The sequence below is a fragment of the Methanomassiliicoccaceae archaeon genome (assembly GCA_034928305.1).
GTDB lineage: Archaea > Thermoplasmatota > Thermoplasmata > Methanomassiliicoccales > Methanomethylophilaceae > VadinCA11.
In genome coordinates this window covers 77,179-102,078 of the sequence record JAYFOZ010000003.1, presented here as the reverse complement: position 1 = coordinate 102,078, position 24,900 = coordinate 77,179, and the positions used below count along the sequence as shown (strand labels likewise).

The following is a 24,900-nucleotide window of genomic DNA, read 5'->3' as shown; positions in this document are numbered from 1 at the left end:
GATGCCCGGCTATGCAATTCCCATGGTTTCTCCCGAAGACGAAGACAGGGGCGCGCGCCTGAACAAATATATCAGCGACTCGGGAGTTGCTTCGAGACGTGCTGCAGACCGCATGATCGAAGAAGGACGCGTTACCATCGATGGTCGGATGGCCGTGCTCGGAGACCGTGTTCCCTCCGGGGCAGATGTAAGAGTGGACGGCGAGAAGATATCGCCCGAAACAGATGATATCATTCTTGCCTTCAACAAGCCTGTCGGTATAACCTGCACATCAAATCCGGAAGATCCAGACAATGTAATCGATTTTATCGGATATCCAAAGCGCATATATTCGGTCGGACGTCTCGATAAGGATTCAGAGGGTTTGATCCTTATGACCAACAACGGCGAACTGGCAGACAGTATAATGCATTCCAGCAGCGGTCATGAGAAAGAATATATTGTTACCGTAGACAAGGATATCACAGATAAATTCCTCAGGAACATGGCATCGGGAGTACCCATCATGGGAGGTAGCCACGTAACCAGGAAATGCTTCGTGGAACTCACCGGCAAGAGGGAGTTCCGCATAATACTGAAACAGGGGCTCAACCGTCAGATACGTAGGATGTGTGAACAGCTGGATTATACTGCGACAGGCGTAAGACGCATCAGGATAATGAATATAGAGATCGGGAATATGAAGGTCGGCCGTTACAGGGACCTGACAAAAGCCGAGCGTGCCGAGCTCTACAGGCGGCTGGGTCTTTGATATCTATATGATGGATTATACATCCATTTAGCACGAATCTAATTGAAAGTATTATTAACGTCAACACTATCTGTGTTTTATTGCGCAGAATTGCTATATACGGAAAGGGCGGAATAGGCAAGTCTACCGTGTCTTCCAACGTCAGCGAGGCCTTTGCCGAGATGGGGCATAGGGTCATTCAGATCGGTTGCGATCCGAAGGCGGATTCCACCAAATTACTGATGGGCGGACATTCGCCCGCAACAGTATTGGATCAGATAAGGGACGGGAACATGAAACTTTCCGACTCGGTACATGACACCGGGCGCGGTGTATTCTGCGTTGAATGCGGAGGTCCCAGGCCAGGAATGGGGTGCGCCGGACGAGGGATCATTGCAGCGTTCAACCAGCTGGAACTTCTGGATATGATTGGGAATTACAGGCCTGACATAGTAGTCTATGATGTTTTGGGGGATGTTGTTTGCGGGGGATTCGCAATGCCCATCCGCAATGGATACTCAAGAAACGTATTCGTAGTGACCTCGGGAGAGATGATGTCGCTCTACGCGGCAGACAATATACGTCAGGCGGTGAACGGATTTGCCGATGACGGGTATGCCGAATTCTCTGGTCTCATACAAAATTCGCGCGGAATCGAGCGTGAAAACGAAATAATCGACAAGGCCGCCCATGAGATGGGTACAGATGTCATATACCGTCTGCCGAGGGACCGGGAAGTACAGAAAGGCGAGGCCGTCGGACGCACGGTCATAAGGAATGCCCCGGACTCCGATATGGCTGAAAATTACAGAAGACTTGCAAATGAGATATTTCGCCGTTCGGACGATTCTGAGGGCGGATTGAAATTAGAAAAAAAGAAATGAGGGGTATTGATGAAAAAAGGGATATTGTTCATAGGTCACGGATCGAGGCTGAACCACAACAGGGAGGCGATCGAAGCCCAGGCCAACGCGCTGAAGGAACGAACAGGCATACCTGTATGGACCGCTTATAACGAAACCACTGCACCATTGGTAGATGCGGTAGCCGAAGAAATGGTAGGCTCCGGGATAGAGGAGATCATCGCGATCCCTTTTTTCATAGCCTCCGGACTACACATAACAAGGGACATACCCAGGAAGCTGAATATACCGGAGGGTTCGTCCGGCGGAAAAACGATTATCGCAGGCAAGAAAGTGACAGTTCACTTAGAACAGCCGTTCGGCGACGACCCTAATCTGACAGATATTTTAGAAGAGAGAATCAGTGACCTTTGCCGGGAAAAAGAATGTTCCATCGTCGTGATCGGTCACGGCTCCAGGCTTCAGTACAACAGGGAGGTGGTTAAAGCCAATGCCGAGAGACTGACCGAAAGAGGCTACGAAAATGTATATTATGGATTCAACGAATTCAACGACCCGTCTATCGAAGCAGCGATGTCCGTCGCAGTAGGGTCTGGAGCACAGGATATTGCGGTACTTCCGCTTTTTATAGCCTCGGGGGCGCATCTTGCCGAGGAAATACCTGAAAAATTGGGAATCCCGATGAACAGCTACGGCGGCGTCAGCGACCTGTACGGCCGAGAGGTCAACATCTATTATGCCATGCCTGTTGGGGATGACCCCCGCCTTGTAGAAGTGCTCGTAAAGAAACTGGAAAAATACGGAATATGAAGATATTGATATTGGATACGGTTCACGGCGGTGGCATCATCGCCGATAAATACCCAAAAAAGGGAGACGACGTGACATGCGTCGATGTCTATAGGGTTACTACGACAGACGAGATAAACCGCCTGATGAGGAAAGGCTATATCGTATCCACGGAAGTCCCCGAGGGAGAGTATGATACGGTACTGATGCCGATACACTGTTCCGACAGTTTCCTCAAAGGAGTGACATTCAGGAAAAGAATATTTTTCAGTCAGTCTGTCGGCGAACTGATCGATGACCATAGGTTTAGGATAGAGGTCACAGGTGTTAAAGGAAAGACAAGCTCCTGTTGTCTTCTGGCTCACGTCCTCACGGCGGCCGGAAGAAAGGTTCTTGTTCAGACATCGAGGGGCAGAGGCAGATGGGCCGATGGCATACTCGAGGTAGAAGAAAAGATCAGTATAGCTCCGCCGTCGATGCTAACTTTGCCGGACGGCGATTATGATATCGTAATATGCGAAGTTTCTTTAGGCGGGTCCGGGAAGGCCGACATATCCTGTATCACAAACCTGATAGAAGATTATCCGATAGCGGCCGGAACGAGGAATGCGTCCGAAGGCAAGATGTCGATATTGAACAAGGAAACAAATATCGTTCCGAAAGATGAGATCGAATTCTGGAGAGGTTATGGGATCGGGAGAGTTATCGGATACGGCGGAAGAGTCAAGGTCCTTGGGAAACCGAAGCTCGGAGAGATCGTCAAGGTACAGGTCGATTACGGTAAAGGATTTGAAGTTCATTTAAAAAAAAGTTATCTGGCACTCGAATACATCGATGCCATGGAAATGGCGCTTGAGGTATGTGAGAGGATGGGAATTCCAGAATCATATGTAAAAGACGGGCTGTCATCCTTTATCGGCGTGCCGGGTAGAGGAGAAATATCCTTGTCTGATGGAAGGTGGACCGTAACTGAACGTAATCCCGGTATATCCGCAGATTCCGTGGAACGTACTTTTTCAACGTTGAAAGAGATGAATTCGCTGAATTGTGCCGTTGCCGTTTTAAATCCGGTAAACAAAAAAGTATGTTGCAAGATAGACGTAGACGCAATAAAAAAAGTAGCTGCTGAGTACAACGTCATTATGTTCATAACCGACGGATCTGGAACAATGCCGGCAATTCCCGAATCAACCGGACCTGTGATTATTTTTGTAAAGGAAGGTTACACTTGAAGATAATACACCCGCGTCCCAATCCGATAGTTGCGGCAATGTACACTCTCAGGGACATGGACGTCGATGTTATCCTGCTTCATGGGCCGTCAGGTTGTGGATTTATGGCTTCAGGGTCACTGGAGCAGGCCGGCGTCAGAGTGATTACCTCCGCATTATCGGAAACAGACCTTATTTTTGGAGGTTCGGAGCAGCTGGTAGATACGCTGAGGGCCGCGTATGAGATGTTCCATCCACATTACATCGCAGTCGTTGGCACATGTGCCAGTATGATAATCGGAGAAGATATGGCATCTTCGATTAAAAGGGCCGGGATCGAAAGTATTGTTTTTCCGGTGGAATCACACGGATGCATGATGGACAATACCGCAGGAGCGATCAAGGCATTGGAGGCCGGTCACGATGCCGGAATAATATCTGCTGAGGAAACCCAGCGTCAGATAGGACTTATGAAAGCGGCGACCGAGATGGAGAGGAACAGAGGTCTCGCCAGTAAGGTCTATCTGAAGCCCTCCTCCGGTGCCACCAAGCTCAGCGTATGCAGGAAGATATGTGAGGTTCTTTCTTCCGGGGGAAAGGTAGCGGTCGTAATGAATGCCAAGAAGGAGCTGGCATACCGTTTTTCAGACATTTTTCTTGCCATGGATGAAGCACGCAGGACGCTGGGGGGCAGTACATTCTTTGTGTCCAACACAGATGTCGAAAAAGGTCTGCCGAGGGTTCGCAAATACTCTGAGGATATAATGTCCCAGCTTAAAGAAAATAATGTTTCTATAGATTCTGTGGTGGGCGGGCTCGATGAATATGCGGTCATCGGCGGACTTATGAAAGAGGAAGTGAACGGGTTCGGCCCCGACCTTACGGTCATCGTAGGAATATGCCATGCATATCCTGGTATCGGAGAGGACGATATACTGATCACAGATCAGCCCAGGCAACTCTCCAATTACATAAATGCCGGATTTCACAATTCTGTCGGAGAGATATCATCGCATTCCATGGTGATGGGGGTCGACAGGATAATAACGATGGAGACCGCCGAGACATTGAGGGAGCTCATAAGGGGGGAGTAAATGAAAGGCGTGGTGATAGCCGGTACAGGAAGTGGTGTCGGAAAGACTTCGATAACCACTGGTATTTTATCCAGGCTTTCGAAGGACTATAGAGTTCAGGCCTTCAAGGCCGGTCCGGACTTTATCGATCCGATGTACCACACATTGGCTTCCGGCAGAAGATCCAGAAATCTCGACTCTTTTATGATGGACGATGACACGATCCGGAACATAGTCGGATATGCTTCCAAGGATGCGGATATCTGCATCGTCGAAGGGGTCAGGGGATTGTACGAGGGTTTTTCGGCAGAATCGGACGTAGGCTCCACGGCCAGGCTGGCCAAGGCCCTGGGGTTTCCCGTGGTCTTGACTATCGATGTCAGATCTCTGAACAGGAGCGTTGCCGCAATTGTAAATGGTTTTGCGGCCTTCGACCCGGAAGTTAATATCAAGGGCCTGATACTCAACAACATTTCCGGTTCGCAGCACGAGACGAAGCTCGACGAGGTCATGGGCAGATATTGCGAACAAGAGGTCATTGGAAAGGTGCGCAAAATGTCCGAGAGGCCCACGAAAGAAAGATATTTGGGCCTTGTAACTCCGAATTCGAAGGAGAGGCCCGATATCGCCCCCTTTTATGAGATGGCCGAGGGCGTGGACCTGGACAGATTGATGGAAATCGCCGAATCTTCCGATACAGAGCTTCCGCAGGAATGCCCCTATGTCCGCAGGGAGACAGGGCTGAGCGCAGCAATTCCTATTGATGATTCGTTCTGTTTTTATTATAGGGAGAACATAGAATGCCTTGAGGCCTCCGGCGTCAGGATAAAGGAGTTCGCGCCCACCGAGGGGGAATCCCTTCCGGATGCGGATATCTACTATATGGGAGGGGGATATCCCGAGCTTCATGCCGAAGACATCTCCTCCAACACCGATTTCTTGGAAGGGATCAGGAACGCTTCCGAAGAAGGGAAGCCCATCTTGGGGGAATGCGGAGGATTGCTCTCGATGTGCCGGACCCTCAAGGATTCCAATGGTCGCCTGCACAAGATGGCAGGCATATTCGATGCCAGGGCAGAAATGACCGGAATCAGGCACGGCCCTACGTACGTAATGGCCAAGGCGACGCCGGCGAATCCTCTCTTCACATCAGAAGTGCGGGCCCACGAGTATCATTATTCTGACGTTTTCTTGGAGCATGAGGCGAAGCTCGGTTACAGCCTATCACGCGGAGCAGGCATAGCGGATGGAATGGACGGGCTCGTCCGCAAAAGCACATTGGGAACCTACATGCATCAGCATGCACTGTCCACCGGAGACTGGGCCTCCGGTTTCATCTCCAGGTGCGTGTGATCATACCTTTGTGACCCTTTCAATTAGCCCCTGTGACGTTTCCACTTCGCTTTCGGTGATGCTCAGGTCGCTCTTCAAGTTATATTTTTTGACCTGGCTCATGCATTCTACCTCAGCTGTTATCGTACCATCGTCGGCAGCCCTGAAGGTGACCTTGATAGGCGTGTTGATAGTTATGCCATCAGGCAGAGCCATTTCGAACTCTCCGACGGAATTGCCGTCGATAAGCTCGGTCCTGAGAACATTGTCAGAGCGCAGCGTGGAATTTTCGAATATCTCTACCAGCACGGAAGGTTGCCCGTCTTCGATCGGATAGTAAAGTTTTATACTCTCTATCGGCAGGGTCTCGTTCCTGTAGATGATGTTCGAAATCATTTCTTTGCCGTTGAAGTCGACTCTGATGCCGAACGTTTTGCTCAAAACATTCTTCACCGTGAGTTTCTGAGCATCGACCTTGTCCGAGTAGTTAAGCTCCTTGGACCTTGCGAAAATAGCCGCGCCCTTGGCTATGGACCTGTCGGGGTCGAACAGCCTGACCTTGGCACTCGGATATTTCGCCGAGATGCCGTTCTTTATCTGGGGCATCCTGGAAGAACCGCCTACAAGGATTATGTCATCTATATCGTCCAACGTGAACGCTTTGGATGCGAGCACACTGTCAATAATTTCAAGCGTCCTGTTCAGGAGCGGGGCGGTGATGCTTTCGAATTCCCCTCTTGTGACGGAATATACTGTCTTTATGCCCCCTATTATAAGTGTTCCCCTTGTCGACTCGGCGGTGGTCAATCTCTTCTTGATGGATTCGGCGTCGAGGTCCAGCATCACTGCCGCATCTTTGTCCTCTTCGATTTCCTCTATGGAAATTCCGGAAGACTGTGACACTTTGTTTTTTATCAATGAGGCCAGCGCCTTGTCCCAGTCCTTGCCTCCCAGCAGGCGCTCTCCGTCCGTTGCGACGGCAGTGAAGGAGTTGCCCTCGATTTCGAGTATGGTAACGTCGAACGTCCCCCCTCCCAGGTCGTATACGATGACCCTTTTCTTGCTTCCGTCCCCTCCGTAGCCGAAGGATATGGCGGCGGCGGTAGGCTCGTTGATTATTGTAACGTCCTCAAGCCCTGCGATCTTCCCTGCGTACTTGGTGGAGTCCCTTTCATTCTGACCGAAATATGCGGGGCAGGTTATGACGGCCTTCTTCACATCGCATCCATGAGCTTCGTTGAAGTCGTTGATCATCTTTTTTAGGATGGCCGCCGAAAGAGTTACCGGAGTGTACACGTCGCCGTCGATGTTCACTTTATAGTCTGTGCCCATCTGTCTTTTCACAGATGCGATCGTCCTGTTGGCCGGATACATGACGGCCATGTCCTTTGCGGGAGAGCCGACGATTATCTCGCCGTTCTCGTTGAAAAGTACGACGGAGGGTGTAGTATCTTCCTGCTCGAAGTTCTTTTCAACGACCGGGTTTCCTTCTCCGTCTATGTATGCGAGGCATGAGTAAGTGGTACCTAGGTCGATACCTATGCAATAGTCTTCTTTCATTTTTCATCCCTTCCTTTCCGTTGATATCTGTATGTCCATTGGTATTAATTTTTCTTTGCTGAGTATGTGAATTTTTTTAGTACGGGGCTTCGGATTCGTAGCACCCCAGCATCCATATCAGCGGGTCTTCGACCCTCAAAGGCGATATTCCTCTGTTCAGGATGCTGCCTTCGGGGTTGCAGCCCAATGCCGACACCGCGAAGAAGCAATGCTTTTCGAAACCATCCACCGTGTCTATGAAATCGCCTGATATGGCGCGACGCAGATACTCGTTCAGCTCTGCGTCTATCTGCATGAAATTATCGTAGTCTATCTTTCCGCGCTCCCTTGGCATGCGGACCGAGGAACTGATGTCAAGCAGTACTTTCTCTTCTTCCTCATTTTCGGGGGCCTTGAGCAGAATATCGCACTTGGTCAAGACAACAGCCAAAGGAATGGGTATTTTCTTGTTGGATGGAATCCCCATGCTGGACCGTATCATTTCACTCACGGCCGATATGGCTTTGCTCACATCATGGGACGGCTTAGGTATGTTTTCCGCTCTTATCCTTTCGTTTACGTAAGGTATCTGCAAAGGGTCGACCAGATAGACGATCCCGGAGGCGCTGGAGAGAAATGAATTGAAACCGATGCTCGGCAACTTATCGTCCGGTCCCTCTCCCGCAGTGTCAAAAAATGCAAGCGTGGCACTGTTGGATCCCTCTTTGTCTGGGAACCTTATATAATATATCATGGGCTCCTTGAAATCCTTGATGTTCTCGTACGTTCTGGTAGGGGGCAATTTTCTCCCGTCCTCGTAGAGGCGTCTGTAATAGTATTCGCGGTACTTCAAGGTCGTGCGGTCGGATGCGGGGGTCACTATTGCATTGAATTCAGGGGCGAACGAATTTTTTAGGTGGTTGATAAGCACCGAAATATAGTGGCTCTTCCCCGCGCCTCTTGCACCGATTATAATGAATATGATATTTTTGCCGCCCTCTGCCTCCTGAGGGATGCAGCTGTGGCAAACGGGGCACAATCTCTTATGGACCGGCCTGCGGCATATGTCGCATATCCCTGTGGAGTTTCGAATTATGTGCTGTTTTGTCCGAACAGAATCTTTTCCGTCGGGATCTCTTTCCAGGAAAGTGCTGTTCTCGACATCGATCTCCTCGTCTTCGGATTTTGACCTGTATATTTTTCCGTTCTCCACTTTTCCTGCATCTATCGCCTTGACGAACAGCCTTGTGCACGATTGGTTCGTGCATTGGTAGTGGATGTTTCCAAGGTCTACGGTGTTGAAGCAGAAAGGGCAAATGTACGTGTTCTCATTCTTTTTCTGCAAATCAATTCCCCCTGTAAAGCGGATGAACGAACCTGAAGCTGCTGTAGTCCTCGTCTTTTTCGAAGAATATCCTCATGTGTCTGATGTCCGTGCCCTGCTCCGTATTGATATTAAAGACGCTGCGGCCTTTGCTGAGCCTCATCGGCACCTCCGATCTCCAGATGACCTCTCCGTCGTTCCGTCTGAGCGGTATGCCCTCGCCCGTGCATACCGCGATGATCGGAGGAAGAAACTCCACATCGCTGTCCGCCTCTATGGCCACTCTTATTTTGCCATTCTTGGAAGGGTCCGCATCTGCGCTGTACCTTACTGCTCTGTACGTTCCTGATACTATGTCGAAGCTCATCCCGCGGGAGGTCATCTTCTTCCCATCTGCGTCGTAGACTGCAAATATGGTGACGGTCCTGCGCGGCCGGTTGCCTACAGAGACCTTGATCATCCTGTCCTTAGAATACGCTTCGGCAGAGACGGTCATCCTCTCCCCGTCCAGATCATTCGGTCCGGAGGCAGGGTTTCCCGAATCTGTGATCACGAGGATGGCGGATTCGGCGCCTTGCGGCCATGACATCGTGAGAATACAGTCGCCACCCATGATATCTTTGTTCATGTCCCTGAACGGTTTCAGGTCCGCCACCAGCACCTCGAGGCCCCTGACAGCATATCTGCCGACCGGTATCATCGGGTAAATGTACTGTACTGCTCCGTCCGGTAGCGAAAAGCGCATTTTGCCCCTCTTCTTCTCAATAGGCTCTATCGGTGTCATCCAGGAATCTATATCTTCTATCTTGATCAGCAGCCCGTACATCCTGATGCTCTTGGGCGAAGAATAGAGCACAACGTTTTCGTCACCGGTCCATTCGGCGGTGAACGTTCCGTCAGATTTGTTCCAATAGACCTTCAGATCCCTGACCGGGTCAGGGAAGACAGCCGTAGTTCCTGAATAAACGGACCCGGAAGATCTGTTCACACGTCCGTCCGGTGATTCGTATTCAGCGACAAAAAGGTAATAGTATGTACATCCGCCGCAGAGTCCTCTGTCTTCTATGGCCGGGCCATCACCTTCGATCTCCACTTCCTCGCCGTCCGAACCGCTCTTCCTCCATATTCTTACTCTGGTGCAGTTCTTCGGTTTCTCGAAATATAAACGCAGTCCGTCTTCTAGCGGGTCGATGCCGACGTTCAGAGCCTCGGCGAACACTGAAACGGGGCCGCAATAGGCACCCTCCTCTGAGAGTACGCCCCAACGTTTTGACATTACGATATAATAATAATCCACTCCCGGCTCGGCGGCCTCGTCCATATAATAACCGTTGTTGACTTCCGCCAGCGGTATTATTCCCTCATCGACCTCCGGTACGGAAAATTCCTCCCTGTAGATGCAGAAAGTAATGCCGCTTCTTTCTTCCGGTATGGCATATCTTATCAGGACCTTGCCGTCGCTGACCTTTGCCGTGGCGTCCGCCGGAGGGTCCGGGGCATTATTTCCCAGCACGGACCTGATCATCTCATGGTCCGGACACCTTTCGGCTGCCATAATATAAAGGTCCATACGCGCCCTGGCATCGCTGGCCCTTCCTGCTTTCTCCAACAGCCTGTCCGCCTCGTAAAGGCGTTTTTCCGATTCTTTGTAGAGAATTTCTGTCGATGTGTCCTCTTCGATGAAACGCTTGTAATGGACAAGCATTTCTCGCGTGAGGTCCACAGCTTTGCTGTATCTTTTTAGTTTATAGGATTGTTCTATCTTTTTTCTTCCAGAAAGTAAATGGCCCCTTGCGATATCGATCTTCTTTTCAAGGCTGTCTATCGGTGGGTATGTGGAATATTCCTCTCTGAGCCCGTCCAATATCTTCTCCGCGGCGGAAATCAGCCCGGCAGAAGCGAGTTCGGAGACTGCATTCTCCATCTCAATGGCTTTTTCCCAGCTAGCCTTCATGTCGAACCCGCATTTCACGCATGCGCGGTTGGAAGATGACTGTTTAGTGTTGCATTTGGGACATACTGCCTTTATTGCATGGCCGCAGATCGAACAGCACATGACATCGCTCCCTGTTTCGACGAACGCCTTGCAATCCGGACATCTGATCATGCGACTGTCCGTTTCCGAGAAATTGATGATGAACTTCTTCTTGATGCAGTAATCCTCCATGACGCGGACAGCCAGGTCGACATCGAGGCCGGGATCGGAGAGATAGATCGACATCAGCTCGTCGACATATGCCCGGTTCTGCGGATGCGTGTATTCATCTTCGATAATTTCGAATATAGGGGCCAAGGCCCTTTGGCACCTGCCGAATTCAGTAAGTTCGCACAGCAGCCCGTCAGATTTCAGGGCCAGCTTCACAGCCCTCATGGCCTGTATATACGAGTCCTGCTTGGGAAGGGTCTCGGGGCGCACGTTGTTGACCCTTTTTTCACATTGCTCGAACGTTTTCCGGACATCTTCCGGAGAACTGCCGTCATTCAGCTCATCTGTTTCAATCTCGAGCTCTTCGTTGGAGATAAGGTCGTTCAGCATCTCCGACGGAGTGAACGCATCCACGACCTTTAGCGCCTGGTAAGCTGTCAGGACGGTATCCGACGCGACATAAGATGGATCGTACTCCTTAACTCCGGACAGTTTGACCAGGTCTTCCGTACCTATGCCGTCCCATCTAAGTTTTTTGACAATTGATTCAGCAGCACCGGAAACACGCACAGGGGTCCCGTCATGAAGCGTCACGGACTCCCTTCTGAGTCTCGATGCCTTCGAGGTCAGTAGTTTGAGGGCCTCTTCGAACTCGTTTTCCCTAAGTTTCGGGTCATCCATCACGCGACGGATCTCAGGTACGATGTCTAGGTAGCTCTGGGACCTGAACCTGCGGCTCACATCGTTCTGACGGTCCCTGCTCTCCTCAGTCCATTTCCTCTCTTTTTCGTCTATTGCCACTGAAATAGACTCGGGCGAATAGGAATATTCTTTCAGAGGGTTGAGTCCCAGCAGCATGCAGTAGTTCTCTATCTTAGCCATGGTCATCCCTTTTCAATGTCGCACAGCCCTATTCCGCCGGAGCTCACCGCAGTGGCTATAGTTCCGAAAGTATCTCCCAACTGATCGATCGTTGTAAATAGCACATCCTCGTCGGCCGTTGCGATCTGCCTGAGGAACGACCTGTCGGCTTCCCCGTAACCGACAGCCACGGTCGTGATCCCGTCCATACGGCATTCCATGGCCTGAATTACGGCCATGTCTCTGTTCCCCCACTTCCCGTCGGTAAGGACCACTATGATATTGTTGCCCGCCTTGCCCATCAGCATCCTCCGCGCTTCTTTGAACGGAGAGGCATCGGTACCCCTCCCGGCCATTTTTAATTGCAGGCCCTCTATCGAGCGGGCTATAGCGTAGCGGTCCAGAGTGAGATCCCTGACGACTATCGTCTTGTCGCCGAAAACAATCAATCCGAATTTGGTGTTTACATCGGCGACCTCCCTGATGAATCTGGACATTGCCTTCTTAGCCTTTCCCAGCGGCTCGTCCTTCATACTGCGTGAAATGTCCATCGCAATGACAATGTTCTTCTGGACCGGGGCGTTGGAAGGTCTGTTTTCAGGACGTCCCCCCATCCATGATATATCTCCGGGCAGCGTTTCGGATTCCACTGCCAGCTCGCTCCCGTTTTGGAAAGCTGATATGCATACAACTCCGTTCTCGTCGTAATTGTACCCTATCTCGACGACAACGCCCTCTCCGTTGTTCATTATCCCGGATATCTTCATCCTTGCAAGGATCACACAGTCCAGCGGATTGCGCGATTCGCCCTGTAGCGTGAAGAGCTCGATGCTGTCGGTCAGGTTCCCCGGTTCGATCCTGAAGGGCTTCCTAACCGACGATGGGACGCTGGAGTTGCGTTTTATCATTATTTCGTTGATGAATTTCTTGCCGTCTTCCCTTACAGAAAGGGCCCCGAGGCTGTGGGAAGTGACATCGGTCACGCCCATGGGCTTCCTGCCTTCGATTCCGAAAAGATATGCGGTCAGCGCGGCGCCCTTGGCAACCGCCAAGTCGGTGTCAGCGTGCTTGATCACCTTCCTCCCGGATATTCTGGCCAGGCGGCCCGGAATGCCGGGGAGTCTTGTAGAACCCCCGACGAGGAGGATCTCGTCAATATCCTTCCATTCTAACCTAATATCTGCCAGCACCCTTTCGCAGACTTCCAGGGTCGAATCGAAAAGAGGCTCGGTCATATCGTTGAACTGGTCCCTGGTGAGCGTATAATCGGCGGCATCGCCCTCATATTCAAGGTGGGTTATGACGCAATCGGCTTCAGACAGTTCCTTCTTAAGGTCCTCGGCGACCACTATCAGTTTGTTCTTTGCAGATTCACAGTCCCTGAGATCGATGTTAAACTCGTCATTGAACTTTCCGCAGAAATACGACATTATCGCCTGGTCCCAGTCTTTTCCGCCGAGAATGTGGTTTCCTTCCGTGCCAAGTACGTTTATGTTCCTGTTTTCGATGCGGACGACGGTTATGTCGAAAGTGCCTCCTCCGAGGTCGTATACCATTACTGTTTTGTTGCCTGCGTTGTTGTATCCGTACGAAACGGCCGCGGCAGTAGGCTCGTTGACGATCTTAAGAACATCAATCCCGCATTTCTCGCCGGCCCTGATGGTGGCGGTTCTCTGAAAATCATTGAAGTATGCGGGTACCGTTATAACTGCAGAATCAATTTTATGTCCGGTCCTCGCCTCGGCGCCGGCAATAAGATATCTCAGCAACATGGCGGAAAGGTCTTCTGCCGAGTACCTTGCGCCGTATGCAGTCATAGAATATTGGGTGTCGCCCATTGCGCGTTTGAACGAGGCTGCAATAATGCCCTCCCCCCGAGACTGCAAGCTTTTTGCAGTCTCACCGACGTGAATCGTTCCATCAGGGCAGAAACAGATTACGGAAGGAGTAAGTAAGTTACCGTGTGCGTCGGGGATTATGACAGCCTCGCAGCTGTCCTTATCGTAATAAGCTATCGTTGAGTAGGTTGTCCCGAGGTCAATACCTACCTTCATCCATGCATCCCAGTCACGCGTATGTGCTCGACCGATTTAATACTTGGCAAATCAATACGAAATCCGTAAACTGGCTATTGCCGGCCCCCACTTTATTTCCGGAAAAATCAAATTACGAATTCCGCAGGGGACAGTATCATAGGAATCTCCCGTAAGCTCTGGTACCGTTTACGATGGCTATCGCTGCAACCCCAACGTCGGCGAATATTGCAAACCACATCCCGGCCAGGCCGAAAGTGGCAAGTCCCAGTGCGGCAAATTTGAACCCCAGTGAGAAAACAATGTTCTGGTATGCGATTTTTCGTGTCCTCCTTGATATTCTGATGGCCTCCGGCAGCTTCCTGAGGGAATCGTTCATTATGACCACGTCCGCTGCCTCTACTGCGCTGTCGGAACCTATGCCCCCCATTGCCACTCCGACATCGGCCCTTGCTATCGAAGGCGCGTCGTTGATGCCGTCTCCGACATATGCCAGGGAACCCGATCTGTTTTCGAGTCCGAGATAATCTTCAAGCCTGTCCAGTTTGTCCTCCGGAAGCAGTTCGCTGTGGACGTTCGTTATTCCGACGATTTCCGCCACCCGGCTGGCCGATGTTCTGTTGTCGCCGGTCAGCATTATCACGTCCTTCACGCCCAGCTCCCTCATCTCGCGGATGGCTTCGGCGGAATCGTCCTTCGGCTCGTCCGATATGGAAATATGGCCGCCGTACGTGCTGTCGATCGCGACGTGTATATTGGTAACGCCATCGTGTGTGCCGCACGGTTCTATGCCTATTTCCCGCATGAGCCTGGCATTCCCCGTGTGAACAGTGTGTCCGTTGACCTCGGTCCTTATGCCCTTTCCTGCTATGTTCACCGATTCTCCGATATCCTCAGGGTCGATAACGCGTCCGTAGCGGCCTATTATCGCCGCGGATATCGGATGGTCCGAGTGATACTCCGATTTCGCGGCATACTCCAGCAGGTCGTCCTCTGTGACTCCGTAAGCATGGATGCCGCTGAAGTCGAACGATCCTTTGGTAACGGTGCCGGTTTTGTCCACCACGACTGTATCTACTAGTGCCAGCCTATCCATTACATCCCCTCCGTTGATCAGGATGCCGGATTTTGAGGCACGTCCTACCCCGCAGAAAAACGTCAGCGGCACAGATATGACAAGGGCGCATGGGCAGGAAACCACAAGGAACACCAGCGCGCGATAGACCCATATGTCGGAAGGTAGTCCAAACAAAAGCGTCGGAACGGTCGCAACTATAATTGCGGCAGCGACGACAGCGGGCGTGTAGTACTTTGCAAAAGTGGTTATGAACTTCTCTGTCTTTGCTTTTCTCGACCCCGACTCCTCGACCATTGCAAGGACGCGTGCGACCGCTGAATCAGAGTATTCTCTGTCCGCCCTTATCACAAGGGTGCCAGTCATATTTATGCATCCGCTTAGGGCGGATTCCCCGGGAGCGACGTCCCTCGGCATCGACTCGCCGGTGAGCGCTTTAGTATCCAGAGACGAAGAGCCGGACAGTATGGTTCCGTCTATCGGGATACGTTCCCCGGGAAGCACTACGAAATGTTCGCCTATAGCGACGTCCTCCGGTTTGACGGCGAGCTCATAACCGTTCCTGACCACTCTTACTGAAACAGGCTGCATCTCTACCAGTTCGGAGATGGACTTTCTTGTTTTTTGTACAGCGGCCTCTTCGAACAGCTCCCCGACGCAGAAGAATAGTATTACCGCCGCACCTTCGACGCTTGCACCGATGATGAAAGCGCCGGCGGAAGCGATGATGGTCAGGAAGTTCTCGTCGAGTATCATGCCGTAACGGAGGCTCTTTGCCGCGGAGATGGCCACAACATAGCCTGCAATCGCATAAGCTGTTATGAGAACGGCCATCGAGGCCGTCTCCTGACCGGTGTAATGCAACAAGGCACCGATTGCAAAGAGCAAGCCCGAGATCAGAACTTCTGCTGTTCTTCGACGCAAGTGGGTTCAACCCCTTATCAATCTGGAGTCCGGCTCTATACTTTTGACTATGATTCCGGCCTCCATCTCTATTCGGCTGATATCTGTTTCGTCGGCATCGATGATCAGCTTTTTGGACATGAATATTACGGACGCGGATCTAACGCCTTGTATTTTGGAGATCTTCCTTTCCATCTTGGCTGCGCAGTTCGCGCACCCAAGGTTCTCGATGACGAAAGCGGCTCTCATTTCTCCTCCCCCAGATGCTCGGACGCGAAGTCGATTATCGATTTGACGTGGTCGTCGCAAAGCGAGTAGTATACGAATTTTCCGTCCCTGCGGGATTTGATGAGCCTGGACCTTTTAAGCGCCTTAAGTTGGTGGGAGACTGCAGAATCCGACATCATCAGAGATGCGCCGATGTCGCAAACACACATCTCGCTCACTTCCAGCGCCATCAATATCTTGACCCTGGTGCTGTCGCCGAACAGGCTGAAGAACTCGGAAAGCCTGAAAACATCCTCCTCTTTGGGTATGCTTTTTCTTACAAGTTCTACAACGTCCTGATGTGTCACGTGCACATCGCAGATATCTCGATCGTAATTTTCCATATGGTCACCCAATTGAATATATGCTCAATTGAATGAATGTTCAATTATAAAAAGATAAAGATAAGAGGTTTGCCGAAGACGTCAGTCCACAGTTTTCAGTCCCACGGAGCCTGCTATTATCAGCACAAGTCCTACCATCGTCATGGCGGTGATAACGTCCAGCCCCATGATCGCCGATATTACGACCGTGCCTACGATTCCGATGCCCGTCCAGACTGCGTAGGCAGTGCTAAGATGGATACCGGTCTTTATGCTCATCGAAAGAAGGACCACGCTGATCGCCAGGAACAGCACAACGACCGCGTTCCATGTCATTACTCTGAGGCCTTGCGTAAAATCGATGCATATTGCCCAGATTATCTCGCACACTGCCGAGATCAGGATGAGCGTCCAGCCCTTGTTCTTCTCGTTGGAGAATTTCATAATACTCCTCCCGTGGAGAGGCGGACGACAATTATACCGATTATTATCATGACGATGAATATTATTCTTTTGAAACTGGCGGTCTCTTTATAGAGCGTTATTCCGGCAGCGACCGTAAGAACGGAACCGATTCCGGCAAGGACCGTGTAAGATATTCCGGGACCAATATCTTCGACGGCGAGTGCGAGTAGCCAAAGACAGAGGAATATTGAAACAATGAACCAAAAGCTCCACTTAAGGTTTTTGAAATTATCAGATTTTTCTAAACATATCACCCAAACGGGCTCAAGCAGACTGGCTGCGATAAGATATATCCATGCAACATCCATGCCTTATTAAGATATCGATTAACTTTATAATTGATTCGATAATAAATCAAATAATTCTATTTTTTAGTAATTATACTAATGAGAACATTTAAATACTGTATTTTTAAAATCGACATGCGAAGTATGATGAATATAAAACGTATTATGCGGATATGAATTCCGAAGAAGCAGCGGAGCTTTGCCGCGAAGCTGTAATGTATATGACGGGAACAGGAGGATACGAGAGACGTCCGGACGAGGCGGCCCGTATCTTCTCAGCGGTCGCCGATGAGGGATTTTCCCAGGGGATCTTCGGTCTAGCCGAGATACTCATGGTAGGTTACGGAGCCACCCAAGACCAAGAGCGCGCCAAGGGGCTGTATGAAAAGGCGGCTTCAACGGGGCACGTAGAATCCAGCTTCAGATTGGGTATGATCTACACGGGCGATTACGGGCTTCCAGCGGACCCCGAGGCGTCCTACAAGCATTTTTTGGTGGCCGCCGAGGCAGGGATGCTCGAGGCCTTTGCTTATGTAGCCGAGTATCTGTTCAACGGCTACGGGACAGAGAGGGACATGCGCGCAGCCTTCAGATGGTTCCTAAGGTCGGCAGAGGCCAATGACGTGGTGTCGATGTTCAAGGCCGGCTACATGTATGAGGAAGGGGTCGGTACGGAAAAGGACCAGGATAAGGCGTCCGAGCTTTTCAGACGTTCAGCGGAAGAGGGCCTTCCCGAGGCGCAGATGAAGATGGCGGAACTCTCGTTTTCAGGCAGGATCCCGGGAGGTGAAGATGAGGCTTTCAGATGGTATTCCAAGGCAGCCGATGCCGGTATTACCACTGCGAAAGTAAGTTTGGGGACCCTGCACTACGAGGGCAGAGGCACCCAGAGGAATCTGGAGAAGGCTTACGAGCTCTATTCCCAAGCGTCCGATGAAGGAGATGCCGACGCATCGTTCCTTAAAGGCAGGATGGAGATCCAGGGCACAGGAACGGACTGCGACCCCGACAGGGGACTAAAGTCCATGTCCAAGGCCGCCGAGCAAGGTAGCGAGGAGGCAAAGCAACTGCTGGAAGAGCTTCGGAGGGCACAGAACACCCAGTTCATCTGCATCGACGGTAACGGTAAGGATTGATCAGTCTTCGCAGTATTCGAAATCTGATTTCTGGGAACCGCAGTCCGGGCAGACCCAATCATCGGGAAGTTCGCTGAACGGAACGTCTTCCTTGCTATCGTCATAGATATAGCCACAGAGCAAGCACTCGTACTTCATGGGCATCCATGGAATTCGCTGTTTATTTATTTTTAGTATGCGAGAGCGCCGTTTGAAGCAGTTCAGACGGTTCTTTTCCCGTCGTCCGTTTCGGATGTATCGGCTTCCAAAGGAACGGTGTCCGAGTCCTTTACGGCGAAGGACATTAGCACTGTTATCATGGAGATGACGATGGCAAGCAGCAAAGCTGCGGAGAATCCGCTGGTGAACTCGGGAATGCTTAGCAACGAGAAGCTCTTGCCCGGGGCCCCGGATGTGATCGAGAAGAAGGCCGCGAAGAGAGCCGTTCCCAGGCCACCTCCCAGATAGATGGACATGGACATCACCGAAGAACCCATTCCATCGTTGCCTTTGGGGGCGTGCTCGACGACGCGCCCCCCCATCGGTCCGCCGGCCAATCCCCACGATACGCCCATCAGGACCACTATGGGAATAAGGGTCCAGAGGTCATGGGTCACATTCATCAGCCACAGCAGGACGTTGAAAGCTACGAGACACAGGCAGGCAGCCACGGCGAACCATCTTCTGCCCTTGCGGTCAGACCACCTGCCGAGCGGCAGGCAAATTATGGCAGTTATGGCGGAAGGTATCAACAGATAAAGCCCCGTCTTGCTGGACGAGAATCCCAAGCTAAGGTCCATGTAGAACGGCAAGAGATAGAATATTCCCATGTAGGCAAGGTTGTAAAGCATGAAAGCCAAAAACATAAAGTCGAATGTCCGGGACTTGAAGATCCGCACGTCGATGAGCGGTCTGTGAAACTTCAGCTCCCGTATGATGAAAAGCACAAGCAGTATCAGGCATGCCACAAGCGCAATGAAGAAAAAGTCTCCCGAGCCCGGACTCCCGCTTATTTCCAGGGCATATATTCCTGTAATTATAGCGCCGAAAAGAAATGCAGTGCCGGGGAAATCCAGGGACCTTTTCTCCACAGGGCCGTCTTTAGGTATGACGTACATGGCAAGGGGTATCGCCAGGGCGCAGATGGGGATGTTTATGAGAAATATCCAGTGCCATGAAAGCATATCTGTCAAGATGCCGCCCAATGCCGGACCTACGGCATATCCCATTGCACTGCCAAGGGTCGCCACGCTCAGAGCGAGGCCCAATTTGCTCCTGGACACATATTTGACGCATAACATCGGTGCCCCAGCGGCCATCATCGCCCCGCCTACGCCTTGTACGGCTCTGGAAACCAGCAACATGTTAAGCGAATCCGAGATTCCGCAAAAGAGCGACGCCAATGTGAATATGGCAAAGCCGGATACGAAGACCTTACGTACGGCGCCACGGTCCGCGATCCTTCCAAAGAAAAGGATAAGCCCGGCGAGCATCATGAAATATACGACGGTCACCCACGATGCGGACGCGGTATCCGTCCCGAGGCTTATTGCGATCGACGGAAGGGCCACGTTCACTATGCTGCCGTCCATGCCGTCCATCAGCACCGCTACGGCAACAGCCAGAAGCAGAAGCTTTTCGGAACGTACGGACGGCTCACCCATAAAAATTTGAAACCGAGTTGTGCTATATTATATTGACTGGTCAATCTCATCCCAATAGTTCGATAAGGTCCGAAATTATATGGTCCGCTTCGCTTTCCCAATCGCCACCATGGCGGTTGACGAGTATCTTGCCGATGCCGGCGCGTTTCGCCGCCGTGATGTCGTCCGGGCTGTCCCCTACATAAACACAGTCGTTGGGCCCGGTGCTGAGGTTTTTAAGGCAGAGGTTGATCGGATACGGGTCAGGTTTAGGGCGCAAACTGTTCTCGTACCCGACGACCGTCCCGAAGTGGCCCCTAAGGCCGTTGTTATTCAGAATGTCGTTGATATACGACTCGGACGAACCGGACACGATCGCCATCTTCTTTCCCGAGTCCGCCAGCCTTTCGATGCATTCTATCGTTTCCGGAAAAGGAATGGCCGTATCGACTACGGAGTTCTCCGCCTCCTTCATGAACTCGGCCACGAACTCACGGTACTTGCACGGACATCCAGGATAGTGTTTTTCGAATATCGCATGTAGAGGCGTTCTGATATACTGGTAATATTTCGAAGGGTCATAGGCGATGCCGAATATCCCGAACGCTTTCCTGTAGCATGCTTCATATCCCCCTCGGGTGTCGAACAGAGTATTGTCAAAATCGAAAATGTAGGTGCCGTATTTCAAAACAGTTCCCTCAGGCTCTTTATTCTGTATGTGCACCTGCAGTCCCCGCCTAAATCGTTGCGGTCAATCAGCGCTCCGTCTATCCCGAACGCTTCCGCCGCCATCATGTCGGTCTCCCCGTCCCCCACAAAGAGGACTCCGTCCTTGCGTATGCTGTAATGCGCCATGCAAACCTTCAGACACTCCGGGTCGGGTTTCTGTCTTGCTACGTTGTCATATCCCACGGTGTGGTCGATGTATTGTATGATCTTGTGGATCGTCATGACGTTCCTGGCCCTTTTGCTCGAGCTGCGGGTGGCCACACACATCGGGAGGCCCTCGTCGGCGATTCTCTGCAGCGCATAACGGGTGTCGGGGAAAGGGAAGCTGTTCGGGTCGAGCGAAAGCCGGTACTCGTCGAACATGACCTCTTCGAACGTCTTATAGTCTATTCCAGGGCGTTCGAACCTGCTGAACGTGGCGTAGAGCGGCTCACGGGTGAATTCAGCCAGACAAGACTCGTCGTACAATAGCCCCATTTTATCAAGGGCTTTCCTGTAGGATACGACGAGTCCGTTGGCGGAATCGACGAGCGTACCGTCGAGGTCGAAAATGTATAGCGAATATCCCTTCATTTTCGATAGAGATGACTTAGCCATTATTCAGATTTTCCTATCGAACATGCTCTCCGCTATACATTCTCGGGACACGAGCTCACCGACGGCTGCAGACATGTGTCCGTTCACTGACCGCGGTCTGCCATCTTTGTACCGCGGAGCGACAGCTCTTCCATGCTTATTCCGACCATCGCCTTTCCGATGTCGTATGACACTTCGGCGATTATTTCGGGCTTGTCAAAGTTGGCCACCGCCCTCACGATGGCCGAGGCGCGTTTCGCCGGGTCTCCGGACCGGAATATGCCTGAGCCTACGAAGACACCATCTGAGCCGAGCTGCATCATCAGAGCCGCGTCCGAAGGAGTTGCCACTCCGCCTGCGGCGAAGTTCACGACCGGCAGCTTTCCGTGTTTGTGCACGTACTTCACCAGGTCCAATGGGACCTGCATCTCTTTTGCGGTTTCGTACAGCTCGTCTTCCAGCACGGTTTTTACATAGCGTATCTCGGAGTTTATCATGCGCATGTGGCTTACGGCCTGGACGACGTCGCCTGTTCCCGCCTCTCCCTTCGTCCGGATCATGGCGGCTCCCTCGGATATCCTTCTAAGGGCTTCGCCGAGGTCTCTGGCTCCGCAGACGAACGGTGAATTGAATGCAGTCTTGTTTATGTGGTAGATATCGTCCGCGGGCGAAAGGACTTCGCTTTCGTCGATGCAGTCTATGCCGATCGCTTCAAGGACCTGGGCCTCGACGAAGTGTCCGATGCGGCATTTGGCCATCACCGGTATAGATACTGCTTCCTGTATCGACCTGATCATTTTCGGGTCGCTCATCCTCGATACCCCGCCCTCGGCTCGGATGTCCGCAGGTACCCGCTCCAAGGCCATAACTGCGCAGGCGCCCGCATTTTCTGCGATCTTTGCCTGTTCAGGAGTGGTGACGTCCATTATCACGCCGCCGGCCAGTTTCCTTGCGAATTCCTTGTTAATCTCGTGCCTGTTATTATCCATGAAATCACTTTTTCCGTAACTGCGGTTCCACATTAGTAAAAGGTATACTTAACATCATCGTAGGACATATTTGTACAATTTTATTAATGCGGAGCCCGAAAATACCATTGAATTCTATCATATGGAACAAACAGTACGCATTAAAATCCCGGTGCCAGCAGATGGTCGTTCCGCGCACCTTTTATTAACGGCAGACCCGATTCGATTTTTTATATTATGAAAACCGACATAGAGATTGCCTATGAGGCGGAAGCAGAACCGATCTCAGAAATCGCATTTAAACTCGGACTCGGCAATGAGGATATCAGTCCTTACGGTAAGTACATGGCCAAAGTGCCGCTGGATGTGCTCAAGCGTTTCGAGGAGAACAAAAACGGCAAGCTCATCATGGTCACCGCCGTAACGCCCACTCCGGCCGGGGAAGGTAAGACGGTCACCACGATAGGGCTTATACAAGGCCTCGGAAAGATAGGCAAAAAGGTTGTCGGGGCCCTGAGAGAACCTTCGTTGGGCCCGGTTTTCGGTATAAAGGGAGGAGCCACAGGAGGAGGCATGTCCCAAGTATATCCCATGTGGAACATCGACCTTCACTTTACCGGCGATATCCATGCGGTTTCGGCCGCTCACAATCTATTATCCGCGGTCGTAGAGAACCACCTTGTGAAAGGGAACAATCTCGGCATCGATCCCACAAGGGTCGTGCTGAAGAAGACGATGGATATGAACGCAAGGGAGCTAAGGGACATCGTTGTCGGGCTCGGAGGCCGTACGGTCGGGGGCATCCCTCACGAAAGCGGTTTTCTAATAACGTCCGCATCTGAAATTTCTGCCATTCTGGCACTTTCCACAGGATATGAAGATCTACGAGCGAGACTGGAGAGGGTCGTAGTAGCGTACAACATGGAAGGCGATCCGGTAACTGCCGGAAACCTCGGTTGTGTCGGAGGTATGATGGTTCTTCTCAAGGACGCTATATGCCCCAACCTGGTCCAGACTCTGGAAGGCGAGCCCGTGTTCGTTCATGGGTTTCCGTTCGCGAACATCGCCCATGGTGCGAACAGCATATTGGCTACGAGATCGGCGCTGAAGCTCGGAGATTACGTTGTGACCGAGGTCGGTTTCGCTTCGGACCTGGGAGGGGAGAAGTTCATGGACATAGTCTGCAGACAGTCCGGGCTGTCCCCCGACTGCGTGGTCATAGTTGCGTCCGTGCGCGCCCTTATGATGCATGGCGGTGCAGACCTGAAGGACGATGGCACGATGACCCTCGATAATCTTAGAGAAGGGCTGATAAACCTGGACAGGCACGTGGAGAATATGAGGCTTTACGGCATCCCACTGGTCGTCAGCATCAACAGGTTTTCCTCGGACACCGAAGAACAAATGGATATCATAAGTGCCAGGTGCAAGAGTCTTGGCGTCCGTTGCGTCCAATCGGAGGCATTTTTGAAAGGAGGGGAGGGTGCCATAGATCTTGCGGAGACAGTCGTCGAAGAATGTGCCAAGCCCAAGAAATTTAGCCTCCTTTACGAAGATGACGCCACTCTAAAATCCAAGATAGAGACCGTGGCAAAGAAAATATACGGCGCCGGAACGGTTTCATACTCTGCCGCTGCAGAGAAGATGTTGTCCGAACTGGAGAAACGCGGTTTTGGGAGACTACCTGTATGCATAGCAAAGACCCAGGCATCCGTTACCGACAATGCGAAGATAAAGGGTGCACCAAGGGGCTGGGACCTCAACGTGAGGGAAGTACAGCTCTCTGCAGGAGCGGGTTTTGTCGTTCCGGTATGCGGTTCTATGACCCTCATGCCTGGCCTGCCGTCGGTTCCCGCCGCAATGCGCATGGACCTCATGCCGGACGGAAAGATAGTGGGACTGAAGTGAGATCACTTGCCGTCGGCCATATCGTACCAGCGGTCGGCCTCGTCGCGGTCGACCTGAACTCCGTCGCCAGTTGTGTACATGTTGCCTAAAAGAATCTGTGCGCCCTTGTTGCCGTTCATTGCGGCAGAGACGAGCCAATCGACGGATGTGCTAATGTCGCGGTCTACGCCGCAACCGGTCTTATAGAATTGGCCCAGCACGAACTGCGCATCGGCATGTCCATGCTCTGCGGCCAGAGTTACCCATTTGGCAGATTCATCGAGGTCCCTTGCCACGGTATCGCCTTCGAAGTAGATCAGTCCTAAGGAGTATTGGGCCCGGGCATCGCCCTCTTTGGCAGGCACCGCAAATAATTCTGCAGCCCTGGCTATATTCTTTCCTACGCCGTAACCGCGGAAGTACATCTTGCCCAGATAGTACATTGCGCTGCGGCTGCCGCTTTCTACAGCGCGAGAGAACCATTCTGCCGCAGCCGAAAGGTCCCTTGTAACACCCTGGCCGCGTGCATACATGAGGCCGAGGCAGAACTTTCCATCCTCGGAACCTTCCTTTGCGGCGTCGACCACGACGGAATAAGCGAGCGCATAGTCTTTCTCGGACCTGCCCCTAAGGACAGCCTTGGCCCACTCAAGAGATTCTCTTGGGTCATCGTTAGGACCAGACCGGATATCGCCCATACGGAAGTAGAGCGCGGTTTCGGATATATTCTTTACTTAACAGAAAACCTAGTTGATCGTCGA

Annotated in this window: 23 protein-coding genes; 8 read left to right on the top strand and 15 right to left on the bottom strand. The window is 51.7% G+C overall.

The annotated features are described in order from the left end of the window. Positions 1-22: 22 nt before the first annotated feature. From VB016_05670 to VB016_05645, 6 genes are all read left to right on the top strand, one after another. Positions 23-751 (top strand): pseudouridine synthase, encoded by a 729-nt coding sequence (locus tag VB016_05670; GenBank protein ID MEA4978019.1) that lies wholly within the window; start codon positions 23-25, stop codon positions 749-751. Positions 752-831: 80 nt separating this feature from the next. Further along, positions 832-1,614, top strand: a complete 783-nt coding sequence (locus VB016_05665) for a nitrogenase iron protein NifH (GenBank protein ID MEA4978018.1) — start codon at positions 832-834, stop codon at positions 1,612-1,614. A gap of 9 nt (positions 1,615-1,623) precedes the next feature. Then, positions 1,624-2,403 (top strand): CbiX/SirB N-terminal domain-containing protein, encoded by a 780-nt coding sequence (locus tag VB016_05660; protein ID MEA4978017.1) that lies wholly within the window; start codon positions 1,624-1,626, stop codon positions 2,401-2,403. Continuing rightward, complete coding sequence (gene cfbE / locus VB016_05655) at positions 2,400-3,614, top strand: coenzyme F430 synthase (protein MEA4978016.1); 1,215 nt, start codon at positions 2,400-2,402, stop codon at positions 3,612-3,614. The genes VB016_05660 and cfbE overlap by 4 nt, the downstream gene beginning before the upstream one ends. After that, positions 3,611-4,687 (top strand): Ni-sirohydrochlorin a,c-diamide reductive cyclase catalytic subunit, encoded by a 1,077-nt coding sequence (cfbD, locus tag VB016_05650; GenBank protein MEA4978015.1) that lies wholly within the window; start codon positions 3,611-3,613, stop codon positions 4,685-4,687. The genes cfbE and cfbD overlap by 4 nt, the downstream gene beginning before the upstream one ends. Continuing rightward, positions 4,688-6,019, top strand: a complete 1,332-nt coding sequence (locus VB016_05645) for a cobyrinate a,c-diamide synthase (GenBank protein ID MEA4978014.1) — start codon at positions 4,688-4,690, stop codon at positions 6,017-6,019. Here VB016_05645 and VB016_05640 read toward each other — a convergent pair whose 3' ends face one another. The 9 genes from VB016_05640 to VB016_05600 all read right to left on the bottom strand — a co-directional run bounded on the left by VB016_05640 (position 6,020) and on the right by VB016_05600 (position 17,242). Further along, the gene (locus VB016_05640) at positions 6,020-7,558 is read right to left on the bottom strand and encodes an Hsp70 family protein (GenBank protein ID MEA4978013.1); all 1,539 of its coding nucleotides are present in this window, start codon (positions 7,556-7,558) and stop codon (positions 6,020-6,022) included. A gap of 76 nt (positions 7,559-7,634) precedes the next feature. Continuing rightward, positions 7,635-8,882 (bottom strand): hypothetical protein, encoded by a 1,248-nt coding sequence (locus tag VB016_05635; protein ID MEA4978012.1) that lies wholly within the window; start codon positions 8,880-8,882, stop codon positions 7,635-7,637. Between the two features lies 1 nt (position 8,883). Continuing rightward, the gene (locus tag VB016_05630; GenBank protein ID MEA4978011.1) at positions 8,884-11,889 is read right to left on the bottom strand and encodes a hypothetical protein; all 3,006 of its coding nucleotides are present in this window, start codon (positions 11,887-11,889) and stop codon (positions 8,884-8,886) included. A gap of 2 nt (positions 11,890-11,891) precedes the next feature. Next, positions 11,892-13,922, bottom strand: a complete 2,031-nt coding sequence (locus VB016_05625) for an Hsp70 family protein (protein ID MEA4978010.1) — start codon at positions 13,920-13,922, stop codon at positions 11,892-11,894. A gap of 136 nt (positions 13,923-14,058) precedes the next feature. Then, on the bottom strand, positions 14,059-15,810 hold the full coding sequence (locus VB016_05620; GenBank protein MEA4978009.1) for a heavy metal translocating P-type ATPase: 1,752 nt from the start codon (positions 15,808-15,810) through the stop codon (positions 14,059-14,061). Positions 15,811-15,906: 96 nt separating this feature from the next. Continuing rightward, the gene (locus VB016_05615; protein ID MEA4978008.1) at positions 15,907-16,128 is read right to left on the bottom strand and encodes a cation transporter; all 222 of its coding nucleotides are present in this window, start codon (positions 16,126-16,128) and stop codon (positions 15,907-15,909) included. Beyond that, positions 16,125-16,490 carry a metalloregulator ArsR/SmtB family transcription factor gene (locus VB016_05610; GenBank protein ID MEA4978007.1) on the bottom strand — a complete coding sequence of 122 codons (366 nt, stop codon included), beginning with the start codon at positions 16,488-16,490 and terminating at the stop codon, positions 16,125-16,127. Before VB016_05610 ends, VB016_05615 begins: the two co-directional genes overlap by 4 nt. Before the next feature lie 81 nt (positions 16,491-16,571). Beyond that, the gene (locus VB016_05605) at positions 16,572-16,913 is read right to left on the bottom strand and encodes an SMR family transporter (GenBank protein ID MEA4978006.1); all 342 of its coding nucleotides are present in this window, start codon (positions 16,911-16,913) and stop codon (positions 16,572-16,574) included. Continuing rightward, positions 16,910-17,242, bottom strand: coding sequence for an SMR family transporter (locus tag VB016_05600; GenBank protein ID MEA4978005.1), 333 nt, complete (start codon positions 17,240-17,242; stop codon positions 16,910-16,912). Before VB016_05600 ends, VB016_05605 begins: the two co-directional genes overlap by 4 nt. Positions 17,243-17,394: 152 nt before the next feature. On the opposite strand from VB016_05600, the gene VB016_05595 reads away from it, so the two are divergent. Next, positions 17,395-18,357 carry a tetratricopeptide repeat protein gene (locus tag VB016_05595; protein MEA4978004.1) on the top strand — a complete coding sequence of 321 codons (963 nt, stop codon included), beginning with the start codon at positions 17,395-17,397 and terminating at the stop codon, positions 18,355-18,357. Here the strand turns inward: VB016_05595 and VB016_05590 are convergent, their stop codons facing one another. From VB016_05590 to pdxS, 5 genes are all read right to left on the bottom strand, one after another. Beyond that, the gene (locus tag VB016_05590) at positions 18,358-18,495 is read right to left on the bottom strand and encodes a rubredoxin (protein MEA4978003.1); all 138 of its coding nucleotides are present in this window, start codon (positions 18,493-18,495) and stop codon (positions 18,358-18,360) included. It abuts the gene before it with no gap. Positions 18,496-18,557: 62 nt separating this feature from the next. Next, positions 18,558-20,000, bottom strand: a complete 1,443-nt coding sequence (locus VB016_05585) for an MFS transporter (GenBank protein MEA4978002.1) — start codon at positions 19,998-20,000, stop codon at positions 18,558-18,560. Positions 20,001-20,046: 46 nt separating this feature from the next. Continuing rightward, positions 20,047-20,703 carry an HAD family hydrolase gene (locus VB016_05580; GenBank protein MEA4978001.1) on the bottom strand — a complete coding sequence of 219 codons (657 nt, stop codon included), beginning with the start codon at positions 20,701-20,703 and terminating at the stop codon, positions 20,047-20,049. Next, on the bottom strand, positions 20,664-21,281 hold the full coding sequence (locus VB016_05575) for an HAD-IA family hydrolase (protein MEA4978000.1): 618 nt from the start codon (positions 21,279-21,281) through the stop codon (positions 20,664-20,666). The genes VB016_05580 and VB016_05575 overlap by 40 nt, the downstream gene beginning before the upstream one ends. A 107-nt stretch (positions 21,282-21,388) precedes the next feature. Then, on the bottom strand, positions 21,389-22,273 hold the full coding sequence (pdxS, locus tag VB016_05570) for a pyridoxal 5'-phosphate synthase lyase subunit PdxS (GenBank protein MEA4977999.1): 885 nt from the start codon (positions 22,271-22,273) through the stop codon (positions 21,389-21,391). A gap of 216 nt (positions 22,274-22,489) precedes the next feature. Here pdxS and VB016_05565 point away from each other — a divergent pair, with 216 nt between their 5' ends. Next, entirely contained in the window at positions 22,490-24,160 is a 1,671-nt protein-coding gene (locus VB016_05565; GenBank protein MEA4977998.1) for a formate--tetrahydrofolate ligase, read from the top strand. Between the two features lie 2 nt (positions 24,161-24,162). On the opposite strand, the gene VB016_05560 is transcribed toward VB016_05565, so the two are convergent. Then, positions 24,163-24,837, bottom strand: a complete 675-nt coding sequence (locus tag VB016_05560) for a tetratricopeptide repeat protein (GenBank protein MEA4977997.1) — start codon at positions 24,835-24,837, stop codon at positions 24,163-24,165. Between the last annotated feature and the right edge of the window lie 63 nt (positions 24,838-24,900).

Bases quoted from the DNA above. Each gene is read 5' to 3' on its own strand.
- VB016_05585 (MEA4978002.1), bottom strand. From the start codon at position 20,000: ATGGGTGAGCCGTCCGTACGTTCCGAAAAGCTTCTGCTTCTGGCTGTT.
- VB016_05610 (MEA4978007.1), bottom strand. From the start codon at position 16,490: ATGGAAAATTACGATCGAGATATCTGCGATGTGCACGTGACACATCAG.
- pdxS (MEA4977999.1), bottom strand. From the start codon at position 22,273: ATGGATAATAACAGGCACGAGATTAACAAGGAATTCGCAAGGAAACTG.
- VB016_05565 (MEA4977998.1), top strand. From the start codon at position 22,490: ATGAAAACCGACATAGAGATTGCCTATGAGGCGGAAGCAGAACCGATC.
- cfbE (MEA4978016.1), top strand. From the start codon at position 2,400: ATGAAGATATTGATATTGGATACGGTTCACGGCGGTGGCATCATCGCC.
- VB016_05605 (MEA4978006.1), bottom strand. From the start codon at position 16,913: ATGAAATTCTCCAACGAGAAGAACAAGGGCTGGACGCTCATCCTGATC.
- VB016_05645 (MEA4978014.1), top strand. From the start codon at position 4,688: ATGAAAGGCGTGGTGATAGCCGGTACAGGAAGTGGTGTCGGAAAGACT.
- VB016_05630 (MEA4978011.1), bottom strand. From the start codon at position 11,889: ATGGCTAAGATAGAGAACTACTGCATGCTGCTGGGACTCAACCCTCTG.
- VB016_05640 (MEA4978013.1), bottom strand. From the start codon at position 7,558: ATGAAAGAAGACTATTGCATAGGTATCGACCTAGGTACCACTTACTCA.
- VB016_05670 (MEA4978019.1), top strand. From the start codon at position 23: ATGGTTTCTCCCGAAGACGAAGACAGGGGCGCGCGCCTGAACAAATAT.
- VB016_05620 (MEA4978009.1), bottom strand. From the start codon at position 15,810: ATGGCCGTTCTCATAACAGCTTATGCGATTGCAGGCTATGTTGTGGCC.
- VB016_05595 (MEA4978004.1), top strand. From the start codon at position 17,395: ATGAATTCCGAAGAAGCAGCGGAGCTTTGCCGCGAAGCTGTAATGTAT.
- VB016_05560 (MEA4977997.1), bottom strand. From the start codon at position 24,837: ATGGGCGATATCCGGTCTGGTCCTAACGATGACCCAAGAGAATCTCTT.
- VB016_05600 (MEA4978005.1), bottom strand. From the start codon at position 17,242: ATGGATGTTGCATGGATATATCTTATCGCAGCCAGTCTGCTTGAGCCC.
- VB016_05615 (MEA4978008.1), bottom strand. From the start codon at position 16,128: ATGAGAGCCGCTTTCGTCATCGAGAACCTTGGGTGCGCGAACTGCGCA.
- VB016_05575 (MEA4978000.1), bottom strand. From the start codon at position 21,281: ATGAAGGGATATTCGCTATACATTTTCGACCTCGACGGTACGCTCGTC.
- VB016_05625 (MEA4978010.1), bottom strand. From the start codon at position 13,922: ATGAAGGTAGGTATTGACCTCGGGACAACCTACTCAACGATAGCTTAT.
- VB016_05660 (MEA4978017.1), top strand. From the start codon at position 1,624: ATGAAAAAAGGGATATTGTTCATAGGTCACGGATCGAGGCTGAACCAC.
- VB016_05590 (MEA4978003.1), bottom strand. From the start codon at position 18,495: ATGAAGTACGAGTGCTTGCTCTGTGGCTATATCTATGACGATAGCAAG.